The sequence below is a fragment of the Pseudomonas sp. P106(2024) genome, from assembly GCF_057480815.1.
The window spans coordinates 104,701-121,305 of the sequence record NZ_JBLIYU010000013.1 but is presented as its reverse complement, the minus strand read 5'-3'; the positions used below and the strand labels follow the sequence as shown (position 1 = coordinate 121,305).

General features: G+C 65.1%; 13 protein-coding genes. 7 read left to right on the top strand and 6 right to left on the bottom strand.

Going from position 1 to position 16,605, the window contains the following annotated elements:
• The first annotated feature begins 156 nt into the window (after nucleotides 1–156).
• On the top strand, nucleotides 157–1,584 hold the full coding sequence (arcD, locus tag AC25M7_RS19770; protein WP_241412524.1) for an arginine-ornithine antiporter: 1,428 nt from the start codon (nucleotides 157–159) through the stop codon (nucleotides 1,582–1,584).
• 53 nt (nucleotides 1,585–1,637) lie between these two features.
• Here arcD and AC25M7_RS19765 read toward each other — a convergent pair whose 3' ends face one another.
• From AC25M7_RS19765 to gap, 6 genes are all read right to left on the bottom strand, one after another.
• Nucleotides 1,638–2,051, bottom strand: coding sequence for a YbaN family protein (locus tag AC25M7_RS19765; protein WP_062575031.1), 414 nt, complete (start codon nucleotides 2,049–2,051; stop codon nucleotides 1,638–1,640).
• A gap of 49 nt (nucleotides 2,052–2,100) precedes the next feature.
• Nucleotides 2,101–2,706: a biliverdin-producing heme oxygenase gene (locus AC25M7_RS19760; protein WP_062360424.1), complete on the bottom strand. Its 606-nt coding sequence runs from the start codon at nucleotides 2,704–2,706 to the stop codon at nucleotides 2,101–2,103.
• A 147-nt stretch (nucleotides 2,707–2,853) separates the two neighbouring features.
• A complete protein-coding gene (locus tag AC25M7_RS19755) occupies nucleotides 2,854–5,442 on the bottom strand; it encodes a TonB-dependent receptor (protein WP_486971382.1) in 2,589 nt (862 codons plus the stop codon).
• Nucleotides 5,443–5,567: 125 nt separating this feature from the next.
• Entirely contained in the window at nucleotides 5,568–6,530 is a 963-nt protein-coding gene (locus AC25M7_RS19750; RefSeq protein ID WP_062360428.1) for a FecR family protein, read from the bottom strand.
• 93 nt (nucleotides 6,531–6,623) lie between these two features.
• Nucleotides 6,624–7,136, bottom strand: a complete 513-nt coding sequence (locus AC25M7_RS19745; RefSeq protein ID WP_028691976.1) for an RNA polymerase sigma factor — start codon at nucleotides 7,134–7,136, stop codon at nucleotides 6,624–6,626.
• Between the two features lie 323 nt (nucleotides 7,137–7,459).
• The gene (gap, locus tag AC25M7_RS19740) at nucleotides 7,460–8,461 is read right to left on the bottom strand and encodes a type I glyceraldehyde-3-phosphate dehydrogenase (protein ID WP_050704137.1); all 1,002 of its coding nucleotides are present in this window, start codon (nucleotides 8,459–8,461) and stop codon (nucleotides 7,460–7,462) included.
• A gap of 266 nt (nucleotides 8,462–8,727) precedes the next feature.
• On the opposite strand from gap, the gene edd reads away from it, so the two are divergent.
• The 6 genes from edd (at nucleotide 8,728) to AC25M7_RS19710 (ending at nucleotide 16,487) form a co-directional block, all read left to right on the top strand.
• Nucleotides 8,728–10,554, top strand: coding sequence for a phosphogluconate dehydratase (gene edd / locus AC25M7_RS19735; RefSeq protein ID WP_028691974.1), 1,827 nt, complete (start codon nucleotides 8,728–8,730; stop codon nucleotides 10,552–10,554).
• Nucleotides 10,551–11,507, top strand: coding sequence for a glucokinase (locus AC25M7_RS19730; protein ID WP_186596995.1), 957 nt, complete (start codon nucleotides 10,551–10,553; stop codon nucleotides 11,505–11,507). Before edd ends, AC25M7_RS19730 begins: the two co-directional genes overlap by 4 nt.
• 110 nt (nucleotides 11,508–11,617) lie before the next feature.
• Nucleotides 11,618–12,313 (top strand): response regulator, encoded by a 696-nt coding sequence (locus AC25M7_RS19725; protein ID WP_189662194.1) that lies wholly within the window; start codon nucleotides 11,618–11,620, stop codon nucleotides 12,311–12,313.
• Nucleotides 12,297–13,751: an ATP-binding protein gene (locus AC25M7_RS19720; RefSeq protein ID WP_182324178.1), complete on the top strand. Its 1,455-nt coding sequence runs from the start codon at nucleotides 12,297–12,299 to the stop codon at nucleotides 13,749–13,751. The genes AC25M7_RS19725 and AC25M7_RS19720 overlap by 17 nt, the downstream gene beginning before the upstream one ends.
• Nucleotides 13,752–13,867: 116 nt before the next feature.
• On the top strand, nucleotides 13,868–15,085 hold the full coding sequence (locus tag AC25M7_RS19715) for a D-mannose isomerase (protein WP_486971381.1): 1,218 nt from the start codon (nucleotides 13,868–13,870) through the stop codon (nucleotides 15,083–15,085).
• A 115-nt stretch (nucleotides 15,086–15,200) separates the two neighbouring features.
• A complete protein-coding gene (locus AC25M7_RS19710) occupies nucleotides 15,201–16,487 on the top strand; it encodes an ABC transporter substrate-binding protein (protein WP_028691969.1) in 1,287 nt (428 codons plus the stop codon).
• The last annotated feature ends 118 nt before the right edge of the window (nucleotides 16,488–16,605 follow it).

Here is a 16,605-nt window from a genome sequence, read left to right as displayed (position 1 = left end):
CCGACAAGTAGTCGACTAATGTGGTTTTTATTAAGGTGTCGGGATAGACAGCATGGTTATGAGTGCTATAGGTTTAATGGCTTTATTTGATAAAAAACTTGTAACAATAATGTCGGACAATACGTTGTTCACGCGCGCCTGCGCACGAGGAGCCCCATGAGCGAACCGGGACAGAAACTGCGCTTGGGGGCGCTGATCGCGCTGGTGGTCGGCTCGATGATCGGCGGCGGGATATTCTCGTTGCCGCAGAACATGGCCGCCCGCGCCGATGTCGGGGCGGTGCTGATCGGCTGGGGCATCACCGCGGTGGGGATGCTGGCGCTGGCGTTCGTCTTCCAGACCCTGGCCAACCGCAAGCCGGAGCTGGATTCCGGGGTCTATGCCTACGCCAAGGCCGGGTTCGGCGACTACATGGGGTTCTCCTCGGCCTGGGGTTACTGGATCAGTGCCTGGCTGGGCAACGTCGGCTACTTCGTGCTGCTGTTCAGTACCCTTGGCTTCTATTTTCCGGTGTTTGGCGAAGGCAACACGCCAGTGGCCATCGGTAGTGCCTCGCTGTTGCTGTGGGCGGTGCATTTCCTGGTGCTGCGCGGCATCAAGGAAGCCGCCTTCATCAACCAGGTGACGACCGTGGCCAAGGTCGTGCCGTTGCTGATGTTCATCGTCATCGCCGCCTTCGCCTTTCGCGCCGACATCTTCACCCGCGACATCTGGGGGCTGAGCAATCCGCAGTTCGGCAGCGTGCTGGAGCAGGTGCGCAACATGATGCTGGTGACGGTGTTCGTGTTCATCGGCATCGAGGGGGCGAGTGTCTACTCGGGGCGGGCGCTGCATCGCTCGGATGTGGGCAAGGCCACCGTGGTCGGTTTTCTCGGCGTGCTGGCGCTGCTGGTGCTGGTCAACGTGCTGTCGCTGGGGGTGATGACCCAGCCGGAGCTGGCCGGTCTGCAGAACCCTTCGCTGGCCTCGGTGCTTGAGCATATCGTCGGGCCCTGGGGGGCGTTGTTGATCAGCATCGGCCTGGCGGTGTCGCTGCTCGGTGCACTGCTCTCCTGGGCGCTGCTGTGCGCCGAGATCCTCTACGCCACCGCCCGGGACAAGACCATGCCGCGCTTCCTGGCGCGGGAGAACGCCAACCAGGTACCGGCCAACGCGCTGTGGCTGACCAATGTGATGATCCAGGGGTTTCTGCTGATCACTCTGTTCTCGGCGGGGACCTACACCAGCCTGATCTACCTGGCGTCGTCGATGATTCTGGTGCCGTACTTCTGGTCGGCGGCCTATGCCGTGCTGCTGGCCTGGCGCGGTGAAGGCTACCAGGGGCAGGCGGGGCTGCGGCGCAAGGACCTGCTGGTGGCGGCGATCGCGCTGCTGTATGCGATCTGGCTGCTGTATGCCGGAGGGCTCAAGTACGTGTTGCTGTCGGCGCTGCTGTATGCGCCCGGGGTGATCCTGTTCGCCCGGGCCAAGCGCGAGCAGGGGCAGGTGCTGTTCAGCGCGTGGGAGAAACTGATCTTCGCGGCGGTGCTGGCGGGGGCGGGGATGGCGGCGTATGCCCTGTATTCGGGATTGTTGAACCTTTGACTTGCAGGCGCCGTCGCAACGTCGCTGTCATTTGGCGCCGCAGCGCAAATGAATCAACCTTGCAGTTCGACAGCGCCTGGTGGCGTCGGACGTTCCGGGCGTGACCAGATCCACAGGTTGCCCAGGGTCATGCCGGTGATGGCGAGGAACACCGGCCAGTGGTGTTCGAGGAAGGTCAGCATCAGGCCGGCGCACAGCAGCATGCTGATGGTCGCGCTGACCTTGGCGCGGCGCTGGATCACCTTGCCGTTGCGCCAGTTGTAGAGGATAGGACCGAACAGCCGGTGGTTCTCCAGCCAGGCGGACAGGCGCGGCGAGCTGCGGGTCGCGGCCCAGGCGGCGAGGAGGATGAACTCGGTGGTGGGCAGCCCTGGGATGACGATGGCCACGAGGCCAATGCCCAGGCTGACATAGGCCAGGATCGCGTAGAGCAGGCGGGACAGTTTCGAGCGGGCGATTCGGGTCATGGTCTCACTGCAACGGTGTGGCCGCCCGAGGGCGGCCGGGTAAAGCGTGTCAGGCCAGCGCGGCGTCGGCGGCGTAGGCATGCTTGAGCAGCTCGGTGAAGCGCTCGAAGGCAGCGACCGCGCCACGCTCGGCGGCAGCGTCTTCCTCGGGCGACAGGTCCAGGCTGTCGAGGATGCGGGTGAACTGCTTCCAGCCCTCGGCACGGCCGCCCGCCGGTTCGCCCAGGTGACGGGCACCGAAGGTTTCGGACAGCTCCAGGGCCACGGCGCGCTTGATCAGGAACGCGGCGCCCAGTTTGGAGCCTTCGGAGACGAAGATCCAGCCCAGCGCCTCGCCCAGGCTTGGCTTGCCCAGGGCGCCGGCGAAGGGCGCGGGCACTTCGGTGTCGAGGTCGGCCAGGTCCAGGCGGGCCTGTTCGGCGCGGCAGCGCGCGGCGAGGTCGGGCACGATGGCGATCAGTTGCGGGTCGGTGTACAGCGCCTGCAGCTCGGACTGGAACAGGTACTGGGCAACCACGAAGCGGGCGAAGCTTTCGCGGCTGTCGAACGGCTTGTGCGACTTCACCAGGGCGTCCAGCTCGGTGTGCGGGGCGTGGGTGACCTGGTTCAGGCGCTGGGAGCGCAGGGCAGCGCGTTCGGTGGAAGGGGCGGTCATGGGGGCATCCTTGGAAAATGGGGCGTCTAGTGACAAGACGAAACAGAAGACGCGGGACAGTAAAAAAACCTCACCTGCGAAGTGAAATCATTCTCATGACTTGAAACGGGCGGCACCTGCATCACGGGCGCCGCCCTTTTCAACCGATCAGATATCCCACACCAAGTTGATGGCGAAGTTGCGCCCCGGCATGGTCAGCCGATCAAGGTTGGCTGGCTGGGTCACGCCTGCTTCGCCAAGCGCGTCGTAGCCACGGACGTCATCCCACTGCCAATACTTTTTGTCGGTCAGGTTGTAGAGTCCTGCGTTTACGGTGATGTCGTCCGTCAGTTTGTAGAAACCGATCAGGTCCAGTACGCCATAGCCAGGGGTGCGGAACTGCTTGCTGGCACCATCGGGGGCGAAGAAGGTGGAATCGTCGACCCGGTCCTTGCGTTTTACCAGGGTCCAGCTAAGCAGGCCGCCATAGTTGGAGGTTTCGTAACCCAACCCGAGGACTGCGGTCAGCGGGTTGACACTGTTCAGCGGCTGGCCGTTATCGTCATTGCGACCATGGGCGTAGGCCAGCGAGCCCTGGGTGTACAGGCCCTGTGCTGCACCGAAGTGGTCGAGGTTCAAGCGACCCTTGAACTCTGCGCCCTTGATAGTGGCGTGCTTGATGTTGTTGGCCTGGAAAGTCGAGCCAAGGTTTGCCGACTGTACTGCGTCCTCGTTGATGAAGTCGCGATACTTGTTGTAGAACACCGCCACGTCGAAGTTGCCGGCCTCGAAGCTGCCGCGCAGGCCCGTTTCGTAGCTCTTGCTCTTCTCTGGTTCGAGGTTTGGGTTCGGCTCGACGCTGTAGCCGAGCGTAGGGTTGTCAAAGCGGCCGTACATGGCCTTGGCGGTCGGGGTACGGAAGCCCTCGGCGTACTGACCGTACCAGGTGTAGTTGTCGTTGAATGCGTAAGTCACGCCAAATTTAGGCGAGACCCGATGCCATTTCTTGTCCGAGTCATCGATACTGCCCGGCGCGGCGCCAGTGCCCTGGATACCGCGCAGGAACTCGGCAGTCATCTCTGGTTCCATGCGGGTGTAGTCATATCGCAGGCCTGGCAGGAAGGTCCAGTTGTTCCAGCGGATCTCATCCTGAGCGAACAGGCTGTAGGTGTTCACGGTTGGATCCGGGAAATCGCTCACCAACGCCTGGCCGTCACTGGGGCTGTTCTGGCCGATGGCGGTGCAGCTACCTCCGACGTTCAGGCAGGTGCCGGTGCCGCTTCGCGCGCCGGTGATCTTTTCGTGCTTGAGCGTTGTGCCGTAGGTCAGCAGGTGGTCAGTGGCGCCAATGCTGAACGCTTTGTCCAACTGGCCATCGAAGACCCACTGGCGATCCTTGTAAGTAGTCTGGCGATCGCGAAACACCTGGCGGCCACTGGCGAAGTACAGTTCGTCTGTGCGTTGATCGGTCTTGGCAATCTGGTAGTTCAAGCTCCATTTCGCGTGATCGGCAACCAGGCTGTCGAGGCCGAGCTTGTGGTTGATGCCGAAGCGTTCTCGGGTGACGGTGTCGTTGCCCTGACGCATGCGGTACATGTTTGAGGCGCCGCGACCAGGAATGAATGGACCACCCACCGCGCTCAGGATGTTCTGGTCGCGGTCATCCTTGTAGTGCTCGTAGGTGAATCCCAACCGGGCATCGTCGGCATAGTCCCAGCCAAGCTTGGCCAGGACGTTAGTGGTGCGCACATCCTCGGGGTTGGCCTCGCTACGGCCAAGACCGGTGCCGCCATGCTTGCCATATGATTCGGTTTCGTGGCCGTTGCGCTGGCTGATATGCAGCAGGCCGTCAAAGTCGCCTTGGCGGCCGGCGACAGTGGTCGAGGTCAACCAGCTTTCGTCGGCTGAGCTGTAGCCGGTCTTCAGGCGGGCGCCGACATCGTTACCGGGTTTGATGATGTCCTCGGGGTCGAGGGTGAAGTAACTTACCGCGCCGCCGATGGCATTGCTGCCGTACAGCACCGAGGCAGGACCGCGGAGGATCTCCACCCGCTTGACGATCTCCGGATCGACGTAGTTGCGTTGTGTCTGGGCATAGGGGCCGTAGAAAAAGCTGTCGGGGATCGACACACCGTCAACCTGGGTCAGGATACGTTCACCGTCGATGCCCCGGATGTTGTAGCCGTTCAGTCCGCTACGCTGGCCAACACCGCCGACCGAGACGCCGGGCTCGTAGCGCACCAGTTGCTTGATGTCATTGACGTTCTGCCGATCCAGCTGCTCGCGGGTCTGCACGCTGACGGTGCTTGGCACCTGGCTGACATCCTGGGCGCTGCGGGTGGCGCTGACGGTCACCTGTTGCAGGGCGATGGCGTTGCCGGCCCACTGGCGTTCGAGCACCACGTTGCCGTTGCCGATCTTGCGATAGCCCAGGCCGGTGCCGCGCAGCAGGCGCTGCAGCGCCGCTTCCGGGGCCAGCGAGCCCTGCACGCCGGGCGAGGCCACACCGTCGGCGAGCTCGGCGCTGAAGCCGACCTGCCAGCCAGTCACCTTGCTGAACGCGTTGATGGCCTCGACCAGCGGCTGCTGGGCGATGGCGAAACGGTAGTCGCCCATGCGCGGGCTGCTGGCCTGGGCCGGTTCCACGGCCAGCGCCGGCAGGCTGCAAGCGCCGCTGGCGAGCAGGGCCAGGGTCAGCAGGGACAATTGCCCGCGACGGCGGGAAGAAGTGGACGGGCGGGTCTGACCTGTGGGCATTGAAAGCGCTCCCTGTCGCGCGTGAGTTATAGGCGGTACTTGTTCTCGTTTTCGAACGAGAATCAATCGTATTGACTATAACGAGACGGGCGAGGCAGGGCGATCGCGTAAAAAAACTTGCCGGGTCAGTTGAGAATCACCACGGCTGGGTACTCATGCAGTTGCGCCGAGGTGATATGGGCGAGGGCGCGCAGGGTTTCCAGCGGCTGGTCGAGGCGGTAGTTGCCGGTGACCGCGACCTGCTCCAGGTGGGTGTTGCGGTTGATGATCCAGCCTGGGTAGTAGCGACGGACTTCTGCGAGCACCTGGCTCAGCGGGCAGTTCTCGAACACCAGGCGGCCCTCGATCCAGGCCAGGTCCTTACTCATGTCGGGACGCTGGCGCTGGCCGAAGCCCTTGGGGCCGACGCTGATGCTGTCGCCGGCGCTCAGGCGGATGCGCTGGTCGCTCGCGGCCTGCAGGTCGACATCGCCGCGCTGCACCCGCACCTGGGCCTCGCCATCGAGGTAGCGTACGGCGAAGTCGGTGTCGCGCACGCTGGCGCGCAACGGACCGGCCTGGACCTCCAGGGGGGGCTGGCTGGCGTTGGACACCTGGAAGTACGCCTCGCCCTGCAGCAGGCGGGCGACCTTGCGACCTTCGCGTTCGTCGCTGGCGAAGGCCGAATTGGTGTTGAGCAGCACCTTGGCGCCCGGGTCCAGCTCCAGGCGCTGGCGTTCGCCGACCACGGTCAGGTGGTCGGCCTGCAGGCGCACCGGCAGGTTGCCGAAAGTGGACAGCCCGACCAGCAGCACGGCGGCGGTGGCCAGCGGTTTCCAGTGGCTGCGCAGGCGCCCGGCGAGCGAGCGCTTGCGCCTGTGCTGCAACTGGCCGGCGGCCTGGCGCAGCGAGGCGCCGTTCCACAGCGCTTCGGCCTCGACATAGGCCTCGGCGTTTTCCGGCTCGGCCCCCAGCCAGTGCTCGAAGGCGCGGGTGTCGTCCTCGCTGGCGCACTGCAGGCGGATCAACCAGTCGAGCGCCTCCTCGCGGGCACGGGCGCGGGCATCAGGCTCGGCAGGTGACGGGCGAGGGGGGCGGTGGTCGGTCACGGAGGATCCTTGCATCGGGCATTTTTTGCGCATGATCAGTGCAGACCTTGCCCATGGCAAGGGCTTTGCGCAGTCCAGTGGCGAGCGGTCGCATCACTGGTGACGATCGGCCACGCCCATGCAGATGGCCATGATCAGTTTCAGCTCCTTCTGCACCGTACTGGCCGAGACCTTCAGTTGGTCGGCGATTTCCAGGTAGCTGGCGCCGTGCAGGCGGCTGAGGATGAAGATGCGCTGCTGGCGTTCGCTGAGCTGGCCGAGGCTGACGCTCAGGTGCTTGAGCAGTTGCTCGGCGTGGGCGGCGTCCTCGCTGCTGGTCGAGGGGGCGGCGACATTGTGCAGGACCTGCTCGGGCACATCGTCCACCAGCGTGCGCGCCTGCACCCGACGTGCGCGCAGGTGGTCCAGGGCCAGGTTGCGGGCGGTCTGGAAAACGAAGGGTTCGAGGTGCTCGATCGGCCGCTCGCCCAGGGCGCGGGTGACTCGCAGGTAGGTTTCCTGCAGCAGGTCCTCGGCGGTGCTGGGGTTGCCCACCATGCGTTGCAAGGTGCGCAGCAGGGAGAGGCGCTGGCTGAGGAACACGGAGTTGAACCGGGACTGACTCACGGGGAAACCTGGGCGTTTTCGGGTGAATGATAATGCTTATCATCCATGCTCCAGGTCAAGCGTGGAAATGTCACGAACAGGTAAATATTGCGGCTAACGCGGTCTCTTTAGGAGACCACCCAGCCCTGCGGGCTACGCTGTCGCGTAGGGAACTACCCCCCTGTGGGAGCGGCCTTGCGTCGCGAAAGGGCTGCGCAGCAGCCCCGGCAATTTCGAAGATGGCTCAGAATCTGGGGCCGCTACGCGCCCCTTTCGCGACGCAAGGCCGCTCCCACAGGGATACAGCTCTCTGCGCGACCACCTGCAAGGGATCGTGCAAGACTTCACCTGGCGTTGAACAACGCCAGGCAGTTGTCCAGCATGCGGTTGGAGAAGCCCCATTCGTTGTCGTACCAGGCCAGCACCTTGAGCATGCGCCCGTTGGCGCGGGTGTGGTTGGCGTCGAAGATCGACGACAGCGGGTTGTGGTTGAAGTCGCACGACACCAGCGGCAGGGCGTTGTAGCCCAGCACCCGCGAGTGGCGGCTGGCTTCGAGGAACAGCTGGTTGACTTCGTCGGCGCTGGCCTCGCGCTTGAGGTTGACCGTGAGGTCGACCAGCGACACGTTGATCACTGGCACCCGCACGGCCATGCCGGTGAGCTTGCCGGCCAGCTCCGGCAGCACCAGGCCCACGGCTTCGGCGGCGCCGGTCTTGCTCGGGATCATCGACTGGGTGGCCGAGCGGGCGCGGTACGGGTCGCCGTGGTAGACGTCGGTAAGCACCTGGTCGTTGGTGTAGGCGTGGATGGTGGTCATCAGGCCTTGCTCGATGCCGAACTCGCGGTGCAGCACCTGGGCGATCGGCGCCAGGCAGTTGGTGGTGCACGAGGCGTTGGAGATGATCTGGTGCGAGGCGCGCAGCACGTCGTGGTTGACCCCGTACACCACGGTGGCGTCGGCGCCCTTGGCCGGCGCGCTGACGATGACCTTGGCGGCGCCGGCCGTCAGGTGCGCGGCGGCCTTGGCGCGTTCGGTAAACAGCCCGGTGCACTCGAACACCACATCGATGGCCAGGGTCTTCCAGGGTAATTCGGCGGGGTTGCGGATGGCGCTGACGGCGATGCGGTCGCCATTGACGGTGAGGCTTTCATGGTCGGCCTCGACGCTGGCGTCGAAAATGCCGTGGACGCTGTCGTACTTGAGCAGGTGGGCGTTCATCGCGCTGTCGCCCAGGTCGTTGATGGCGACGACCTGCAGGTCCTGGCGGTAGCCCTGCGTGTACAGTGCGCGCAGGACGTTGCGTCCGATGCGGCCGAATCCGTTGATGGCGATGCGTAGGGTCATGGCGTTACCTCTGGCAGTCGGGTGAAGCCTGTGGCACAAAGAGCAGCTTCACTGAAACGGTTTTGTTGTTGGAATTACAAGATTATTCACCGAGAGATAGAAAACAAGCCTTTTTGCTGGCAGTATTTTGTTTAAACATACAACGAGTGGTCGGGTCAGCCCCATTTCGAACGGTCCAGGCACCTGTTTCTACAGCCTAGGTCGCAATCGTTTGGAGGGGAAATGGCCAGTGGAGGCCGCCCCACAGTTAGCCTGGAGTCCAGTACATGCATCCGCGCATCCTTGAGGTCACCGAACGGCTGATCGCCCGCAGCCGCCGTACCCGTGAACGCTACCTTGAGCTGATCCGTGGGGCGGCCAGTGACGGACCCATGCGCGCCAGCCTGCAGTGCGCCAACTTCGCCCATGGCGTGGCCGGCTGTGGCGGCGAGGACAAGCAGACCCTGCGCCTGATGAACGCCGCCAACGTGGCCATCGTCTCGGCCTACAACGACATGCTCTCGGCGCACCAGCCGTACCAGCACTTCCCCGAACAGATCAAGCAGGCCCTGCGCGAAGTCGGCTCGGTCGGCCAGTTCGCCGGCGGCGTGCCCGCCATGTGCGATGGCGTGACCCAGGGCGAGCCGGGCATGGAGCTGGCCATCGCCAGCCGCGAAGTGATCGCCATGTCCACCGCCATCGCCCTGTCGCACAACATGTTCGACGCCGCCCTGATGCTGGGCATCTGCGACAAGATCGTTCCCGGCCTGATGATGGGCGCGTTGCGCTTCGGTCATCTGCCGACCATCTTCGTGCCGGGTGGGCCGATGGTCTCGGGCATCTCCAACAAGGAAAAGGCCGATGTGCGCCAGCGCTACGCCGAGGGCAAGGCCACCCGCGAGCAATTGCTCGAATCGGAAATGAAGAGTTACCACGGTCCGGGCACCTGCACCTTCTACGGCACCGCCAACACCAACCAGCTGGTGATGGAGGTGATGGGGCTGCACCTGCCGGGCGCCTCGTTCGTCAACCCGTATACGCCGCTGCGCGACGCCCTCACCGCCGAGGCCGCGCGCCAGGTCACGCGCATGACCAAGGCCAGCGGCAATTTCATGCCCATCGGCGAGATCGTCGACGAAAAGGCGCTGGTCAACTCGATCGTTGCCCTGCACGCCACCGGCGGCTCGACCAACCACACCCTGCACATCCCGGCCATCGCCCAGGCCGCCGGCATCCAGCTGACCTGGCAGGACATGGCCGACCTGTCCGAGGTGGTGCCGACGCTGTCCCACGTCTATCCGAACGGCAAGGCCGACATCAACCACTTCCAGGCCTCCGGCGGCATGGCGTTCCTCATTCGCGAGCTGCTCGACGCGGGCCTGCTGCACGAGGACGTCAACACCGTGGCCGGGCATGGTCTGCGCCGCTATACCCAAGAGCCGTTTCTCGAAGATGGCCAACTGGTCTGGCGCGAAGGGCCGAAGGACAGCCTCGACGAAAGCATTCTGCGCCCGGTGGCACGACCGTTCTCCGCCGAGGGCGGCCTGCGGGTCATGGAGGGCAACCTGGGGCGCGGCGTGATGAAGGTATCGGCGGTGGCGCCGGAGCATCGCGTGGTCGAGGCGCCCGCCCGGGTGTTCCACGACCAGCAAGCGCTGGCCGATGCGTTCAAGGCCGGAGAGCTGGAGCGCGACTTCGTCGCCGTGGTGCGCTTCCAGGGCCCGCGTTGCAACGGCATGCCTGAGCTGCACAAGCTGACACCCTTCCTCGGTGTGCTGCAGGATCGCGGCTTCAAGGTGGCGCTGGTTACCGACGGGCGCATGTCCGGCGCCTCGGGCAAGATTCCGGCGGCCATTCACGTGTGCCCGGAAGCCTTCGATGGCGGCCCGCTGGCGCGGGTGCGCGATGGTGATATCGTGCGTGTCGATGGTGCCGAAGGCACGCTGCGGATCATGGTCTCGGCCGAGGAGCTGGCCAGCCGTGAACTGCCCGAGCCGCCCACGGGCAACGACCTGGGCTGCGGGCGCGAGCTGTTCGGCTTCATGCGCGTGGCGTTCAGTTCGGCCGAACAGGGCGCGAGCGCCTTCACCTCGGCCCTGGAGAATCTCAAATGAAGGCCTTGCTGGTCGGCGACATCGGCGGCACCAACGCACGTTTCGCCTTGTGGCGCGACAATGAGCTGCAGGCGGTCCAGGTGCTGGCCACCGCCGACTACACCAGCCCCGAGCAGGCCATCGAGGCCTACCTCGCCGACCAGGGCATCGCCCGTGGCGGCCTAGCGGCGGTGTGCCTGGCAGTGGCCGGCCCCGTGGACGGCGACGAATTCCGCTTCACCAATAACCACTGGCGCCTGAGCCGCAGCGCGTTCTGCCAGGCGCTGCAGGTCGAGCGCCTGTTGTTGATCAACGATTTTTCCGCCATGGCCCTGGGCATGACGCGCCTGCGCGACGGTGAGTTCCGCGAGGTCTGCGCAGGCCATGCCGATCCGTCGCGCCCGGCGCTGGTGATCGGCCCCGGCACCGGCCTGGGCGTGGGCAGCCTGCTGCGCCTGGGCGAGCACTGGCTGGCGCTGCCGGGGGAGGGCGGGCATGTCGACCTGCCGGTGGGCAACGCCCGCGAGGCGGCGATCCACCAGGAGATTCACCGGCAGATCGGACATGTCAGCGCCGAGACGGTGCTCAGTGGCGGTGGGTTGGTGCGCTTGTACCAGGCGATCTGTGTGCTCGACGGCGCCACGCCGACGCACAAGACTCCGGCGCAGATTACCGACGCGGCCCTGGCCAGCGAGCCCCGGGCACTGGCGGTGATCGAGCAGTTCTGCCGCTTCCTCGGGCGGGTGGCGGGCAACAATGTGCTCACCCTGGGCGCCCGGGGTGGGGTCTACATTGTCGGTGGGGTGATTCCGCGTTTCGCCGAGTTGTTCCTGGGCAGCGGATTCGCCGCGAGTTTCGCCGACAAGGGCTGCATGAGTGGTTATTTCGCCGGGGTGCCGGTATGGCTGGTGACGGCGGAGTTTTCCGGGTTGTTGGGTGCCGGGGTGGCCTTGCAGCAAGCGTTGGATCATTGAGCGTCATCGCGGGGCAAGTCGCATCGGCGATTGGCCCTCACAGCAGACACTAAGATCTGCGAATAACAAGAGGACTGACCATTGTGACCACTGCCGGCAAATCGATCCTGATGGTCGATGACGACCAGGACATCCGCGAACTGTTGCAGACCTACCTCGCCCGCTGCGGCCTGCAGGTCCATGCCGAACCCGATGGCCAGGGCTTTCGCCGTGCCCTGGATGCCAACCCCTATGACCTGGTGATCCTCGACGTGATGCTGCCCGACGAGGATGGCTTCAGCCTGTGCCGCTGGGTCCGCCAGCATCCACGCCAGGCGCGGGTGCCGATCATCATGCTCACCGCCAGTTCCGACGAGGCCGACCGGGTCATCGGCCTGGAGCTGGGTGCCGACGACTACCTCGGCAAACCCTTCAGTCCACGTGAACTGCAGGCGCGCATCAAGGCCTTGCTGCGTCGCGCCGATTTCGCTCAGGCGGCGCCGGCCAGCGCGGTACTGGCCTTCGACGACTGGCGCCTGGACACGGTTAGCCATCGCCTGTTCCACCGCGATGGCGAAGAGGTGATCCTCTCCGGCGCCGACTTCGCCCTGCTCAAGCTGTTCCTCGACCACCCGCAGCAGATCCTCGACCGCGACACCATCGGCAACGCCACCCGCGGGCGCGAGCCGATGCCGCTGGACCGTATCGTCGACATGGCGGTCAGTCGCCTGCGCCAGCGCCTGCGCGACACGGAAAAACCCCCTCGGCTGATCCGCACCGTGCGCGGCAGCGGCTACCTGCTGGCGGCCAATGTCTGCCCGGCCTAGCGAACGCCGCTGGCGCCTGCTGCCGCGCTCGCTTCTGGGGCGCATGCTGCTGCTGACCTTGCTGGTGGTGTTGCTGGCCCAGGGGCTGTCGAGCCTGATCTGGGTGGCGCAACTGCGCGCCAGCCAGCTGCAGGGCCTGCGTGCCAGCGCTGGCAGCCTGGCTCATTCGATGAGCGCCAGCGTCAGCTACTTCCGTTCGCTGCCGGTGGCCTACCGGCCCATGGTCCTCGACCAGTTGCGCAGCATGGGCGGAACGCGCTTCTTCGTTTCGCTCAACGTCAAGCCGCTGGATATGCCGGTGCTGCCGATCACCCCGCGCAAGCAGGCGGTGATCGACGTGTTCCAGGACGTGTTGCATGAGCGCCTGGGCCAGCAGATGGAAATTTCCGTCGAATTCGTCAGCCCCGACGACCTGCGGATCTTCAACAGCGGCCTGAAACTCGATGAGCTGCCTCGCTCCTGGGCGCACTACTCGTTGACCCTGGAGCCGCTCAACCCGCCGGTGCTGGTGACCCAGATCCGCCTGGGTGAGGGCGAGTGGCTGTACATCGCCTCGCTGCTGCCCGAGCCTTACACCAGCCTCGAGGCCGAGCGCCTGCCGCGTCAGCAGATCGGCTTCATTGCCATGACCACTGCCCTGCTGTTGCTGTTCATCGGCCTGTTGGTGCACTGGCAGAGCCGGCCGCTCAAGCGCCTGGCGCGGGCGGCGCGGGAAATGTCGCTGGGCGCCGATGTGGCCCCGGTGGCCGAGGGCGGCGGCAGCGAAGTGGTCGAGGTGGGGCGGGCGTTCAACAGCATGCGCGAGCGGATCAGCCGCTATCTCACCGAGCGCGCCCAGCTGTTCAGCGCCATCTCTCATGACTTGCGCACACCGATCACGCGCCTGCGGCTGCGGGTCGAACTGCTCGAGGACGAGAAGCTGCAAGCGAAGTTCAGCCGCGACCTCGATGAGCTGGAGCTGCTGGTCAAGGGCGCGCTGCAATGTGTCAAGGACACCGACATTCACGAGAACATCGAGCCGATTGACCTCAACCAGGTGCTGGAGATGCTTGCCGAGCCTTACCTCGGCGACGGGCGCATCACCCTCGAGGGGCAGGCGCTGGCGCCGTACCCCGGCAAGTCACTGGCCCTGCGCCGCTGCATCGGCAACCTGATCGATAACGCCATAAAGTACGGCGAGCGGGCGCACCTGCGGATTCTCGACAGTGCCGAGAGCTTTGTCCTGCAGGTGGACGACCAGGGGCCGGGGGTGCCGGAGCAGCGCCTGGAGCAGGTGTTCGAGCCGCATTTCCGGCTGGCCGGGCAGCAGCAGGGCTATGGGCTGGGGCTGGGGATCGCGCGCAACATCGCCCACAGCCATGGTGGCGAGGTGAGCCTGTTCAACCTGCGTGAGGGTGGACTGCGGGTGACCTTGTACCTACCCCGTACAACCGATTGACACGCTCCTACAGGGGCCTGATGTCACTAAATGGTGACAATCGAGCCGGTCTTCGTGACATGCCAGCCAGGACGGCTGACTAGAATCGGCTGACAACAACAAGGAAGACCACGTCCATGGCCAACCGCTGGATCGACTCCCCGACACACCATGCCTGGCTCGACGCCGAGGCCCTGCGCCTGCTTGCCTTCGCCAGGGCTTCGCGCCTGCCTCAGGGGTTCGGCAACCTCGACGACGAAGGCCGCCTGCCCCGTTGCGCCCTGGCCGAGACCATGAACACCGCGCGCATGACCCATAGCTTCGCCCTGGCGCATATCCAGGGCGTTCCGGGTTGCCGCGAGCTGGTCGAGCATGGCGTCGAGGCCCTGCTGGGCCCGCTGCGCGACCAGGAGCACGACGGCTGGTACGCCCAGCCCGAAGGCCACGGCGACACTGGCAAGGCCGCCTACCTGCATGCCTTCGTCGCCCTTGCCGCGAGCTCGGCGGTGGTAGCGGGTATCATGCAGGCCCAGGCACTGCTCGATGCCGTGGTCCGGGTCATCGAGCAGCGCTTCTGGTGCGAGGAGGAGGGCGCCTTGCGCGAGTCGTTCTCCCGCGACTGGGGGCACGCGGAGGCTTACCGTGGCGCCAACAGCAACATGCACGGCGTCGAGGCGTTTCTCGCCCTGGCCGATGTGACCGGCGACACGCTGTGGCTGCGCCGCGCCCTGCGGATCGTCGAACGCTTGATCCTGGCCCAGGCCGCCGCCGATGGTTTGCGGGTCACCGAGCATTTCGACGCGCTCTGGCAGGCGTTACCCGACTACAACCGTGACAACCCCGCCGACGGCTTCCGTCCCTACGGCACCACGCCCGGCCATGCCTTCGAATGGGCCCGTCTGGTGCTGCACCTGGAAGCGGCCCTGCAGCGGGCGCAATTGCCGGCGCCGGCTGCTTTGCTGCCCGCCGCCAGGGGCCTGTTCGACAGTGCCTGCCGCCATGCCTGGCAGGCTGATGGCGCCCCGGGGCTGGTCTATACACTGGACTGGCGCAACCGACCGGTGGTGCGCGAACGCCTGCACTGGGTGCATGCCGAGGCCAGCGCCACCGCCGCGGCCCTGTTGCGACGTACCGGCGAGGCGCAATATGAACATTGGTATCGCTGCTTCTGGGACTTCATCGCCAGCCACTTCATCGACCGCGGCCACGGCAGTTGGCATCACGAGCTGGACCCGGCGCTGCTGCCCAGCGCGCGGATCTGGGGCGGCAAACCCGACCTCTACCACGCCTACCAGGCCCTGCTGCTGCCCCGCCTGCCGCTGGCGCCGAGCCTGGCCACGGCCCTGGCTTTGTAACCAAACGATGACATTCGCGCATCCGTTCGTTACCTGGCGGCGGGCGCGGGCTCCCTACACTCCATGCCATGCAAGCGACAGTCTTGCCTCGCATAACAACAAGAAAGGTATTCCCATGCATTCGACGCTTCGTCTCGCCGCCGCGATCTCCTTCGCCTCCCTGTTTTCCCTCAGTGCCCAGGCCGCCGATTCCAAAGGCAGTGTGGAAGTCGTCCATTGGTGGACCTCCGGCGGTGAAAAGGCCGCGGTCGATGTGCTCAAGGCCCAGGTCGAGAAGGACGGTTTCACCTGGAAGGACGGCGCCGTGGCCGGGGGCGGTGGCTCTACCGCCATGACCGTGCTCAAGAGTCGCGCGGTGGCCGGTAACCCCCCTGGAGTGGCGCAGATCAAAGGCCCGGATATCCAGGAGTGGGCATCCACCGGCCTGCTCGACACCGATGTGCTCAAGGACGTTGCCAAGGAAGAGAAGTGGGATAGCCTGCTCGACAAGAAAGTCGCCGACACCGTGAAGTACGACGGCGACTATGTGGCCGTGCCGGTGAACATCCACCGTATCAACTGGCTGTGGATCAATCCGGAAGTGTTCAAGAAGGCCGGTATCGACAAGGCCCCGACCACCCTCGATGAATTCTACGCCGCTGCCGACAAGCTCAAGACCGCCGGTTTCATCCCACTGGCCCACGGTGGCCAGCCGTGGCAGGACAGCACCGTGTTCGAGAATGTGGTGCTCTCGGTGATGGGCGTCGAGGGTTACAAGAAGGCCCTTGTCGAACTGGACAAGGATGCCCTGACCGGTCCCGAGATGGTCAAGGCGCTCACCGAGCTGAAGAAAGTCGCCACCTACATGGACCCTGACGGCAAGGGCCAGGACTGGAACTTGGAGGCGGCCAAGGTCATCAACGGCAAGGCCGGGATGCAGATCATGGGCGACTGGGCCAAGAGCGAATGGACCCTGGCCAAGAAGACCGCCGGCAAGGACTACCAGTGCGTGGCCTTCCCAGGCACCGACCAGGCCTTCCTCTACAACATCGACTCGCTGGTGGTGTTCAAGCAGAAGGACAAGGGTACCGCAGCGGGCCAGCAGGACATCGCCCGCAAGGTGCTGGGCGAGGACTTCCAGAAGGTCTTCAGCATCAACAAAGGCTCGATCCCGGTGCGTAACGACATGCTCGCCGACATGGGCAAGTACGGTTTCGACAGCTGCGCCCAGACCGCGGCCAAGGACTTCCTGGCCGACGCCAAGACCGGCGGCCTGCAACCGAGCATGGCGCACAACATGGCCACCACGCTGGCGGTGCAGGGAGCGTTCTTCGATGTGGTGACCAACTACATCAACGATCCTAAGGCCGATCCTGCGGATGCGGCGAAGAAACTCTACTCGGCGGTGAAGGCGGCTCAGTAGTCCTTGTCTGGCGAGGCTTCCTGTGGGAGCGGCCTTGTGTCGCGAAAGGACCGCGTAGCGGTCCCGGAACCCAGCAGGACAGTCCCTCCGGCTTAGCTCATCAAGCCCCGGGGCTGCT

Coding starts and splice junctions, on each gene's coding strand:
- arcD (WP_241412524.1), top strand. CDS start 157: ATGAGCGAACCGGGACAGAAACTGCGCTTGGGGGCGCTGATCGCGCTG.
- AC25M7_RS19765 (WP_062575031.1), bottom strand. CDS start 2,051: ATGACCCGAATCGCCCGCTCGAAACTGTCCCGCCTGCTCTACGCGATC.
- AC25M7_RS19760 (WP_062360424.1), bottom strand. CDS start 2,706: ATGACCGCCCCTTCCACCGAACGCGCTGCCCTGCGCTCCCAGCGCCTG.
- AC25M7_RS19755 (WP_486971382.1), bottom strand. CDS start 5,442: ATGCCCACAGGTCAGACCCGCCCGTCCACTTCTTCCCGCCGTCGCGGG.
- gap (WP_050704137.1), bottom strand. CDS start 8,461: ATGACCCTACGCATCGCCATCAACGGATTCGGCCGCATCGGACGCAAC.
- edd (WP_028691974.1), top strand. CDS start 8,728: ATGCATCCGCGCATCCTTGAGGTCACCGAACGGCTGATCGCCCGCAGC.
- AC25M7_RS19730 (WP_186596995.1), top strand. CDS start 10,551: ATGAAGGCCTTGCTGGTCGGCGACATCGGCGGCACCAACGCACGTTTC.
- AC25M7_RS19725 (WP_189662194.1), top strand. CDS start 11,618: ATGGTCGATGACGACCAGGACATCCGCGAACTGTTGCAGACCTACCTC.
- AC25M7_RS19720 (WP_182324178.1), top strand. CDS start 12,297: ATGTCTGCCCGGCCTAGCGAACGCCGCTGGCGCCTGCTGCCGCGCTCG.
- AC25M7_RS19715 (WP_486971381.1), top strand. CDS start 13,868: ATGGCCAACCGCTGGATCGACTCCCCGACACACCATGCCTGGCTCGAC.
- AC25M7_RS19710 (WP_028691969.1), top strand. CDS start 15,201: ATGCATTCGACGCTTCGTCTCGCCGCCGCGATCTCCTTCGCCTCCCTG.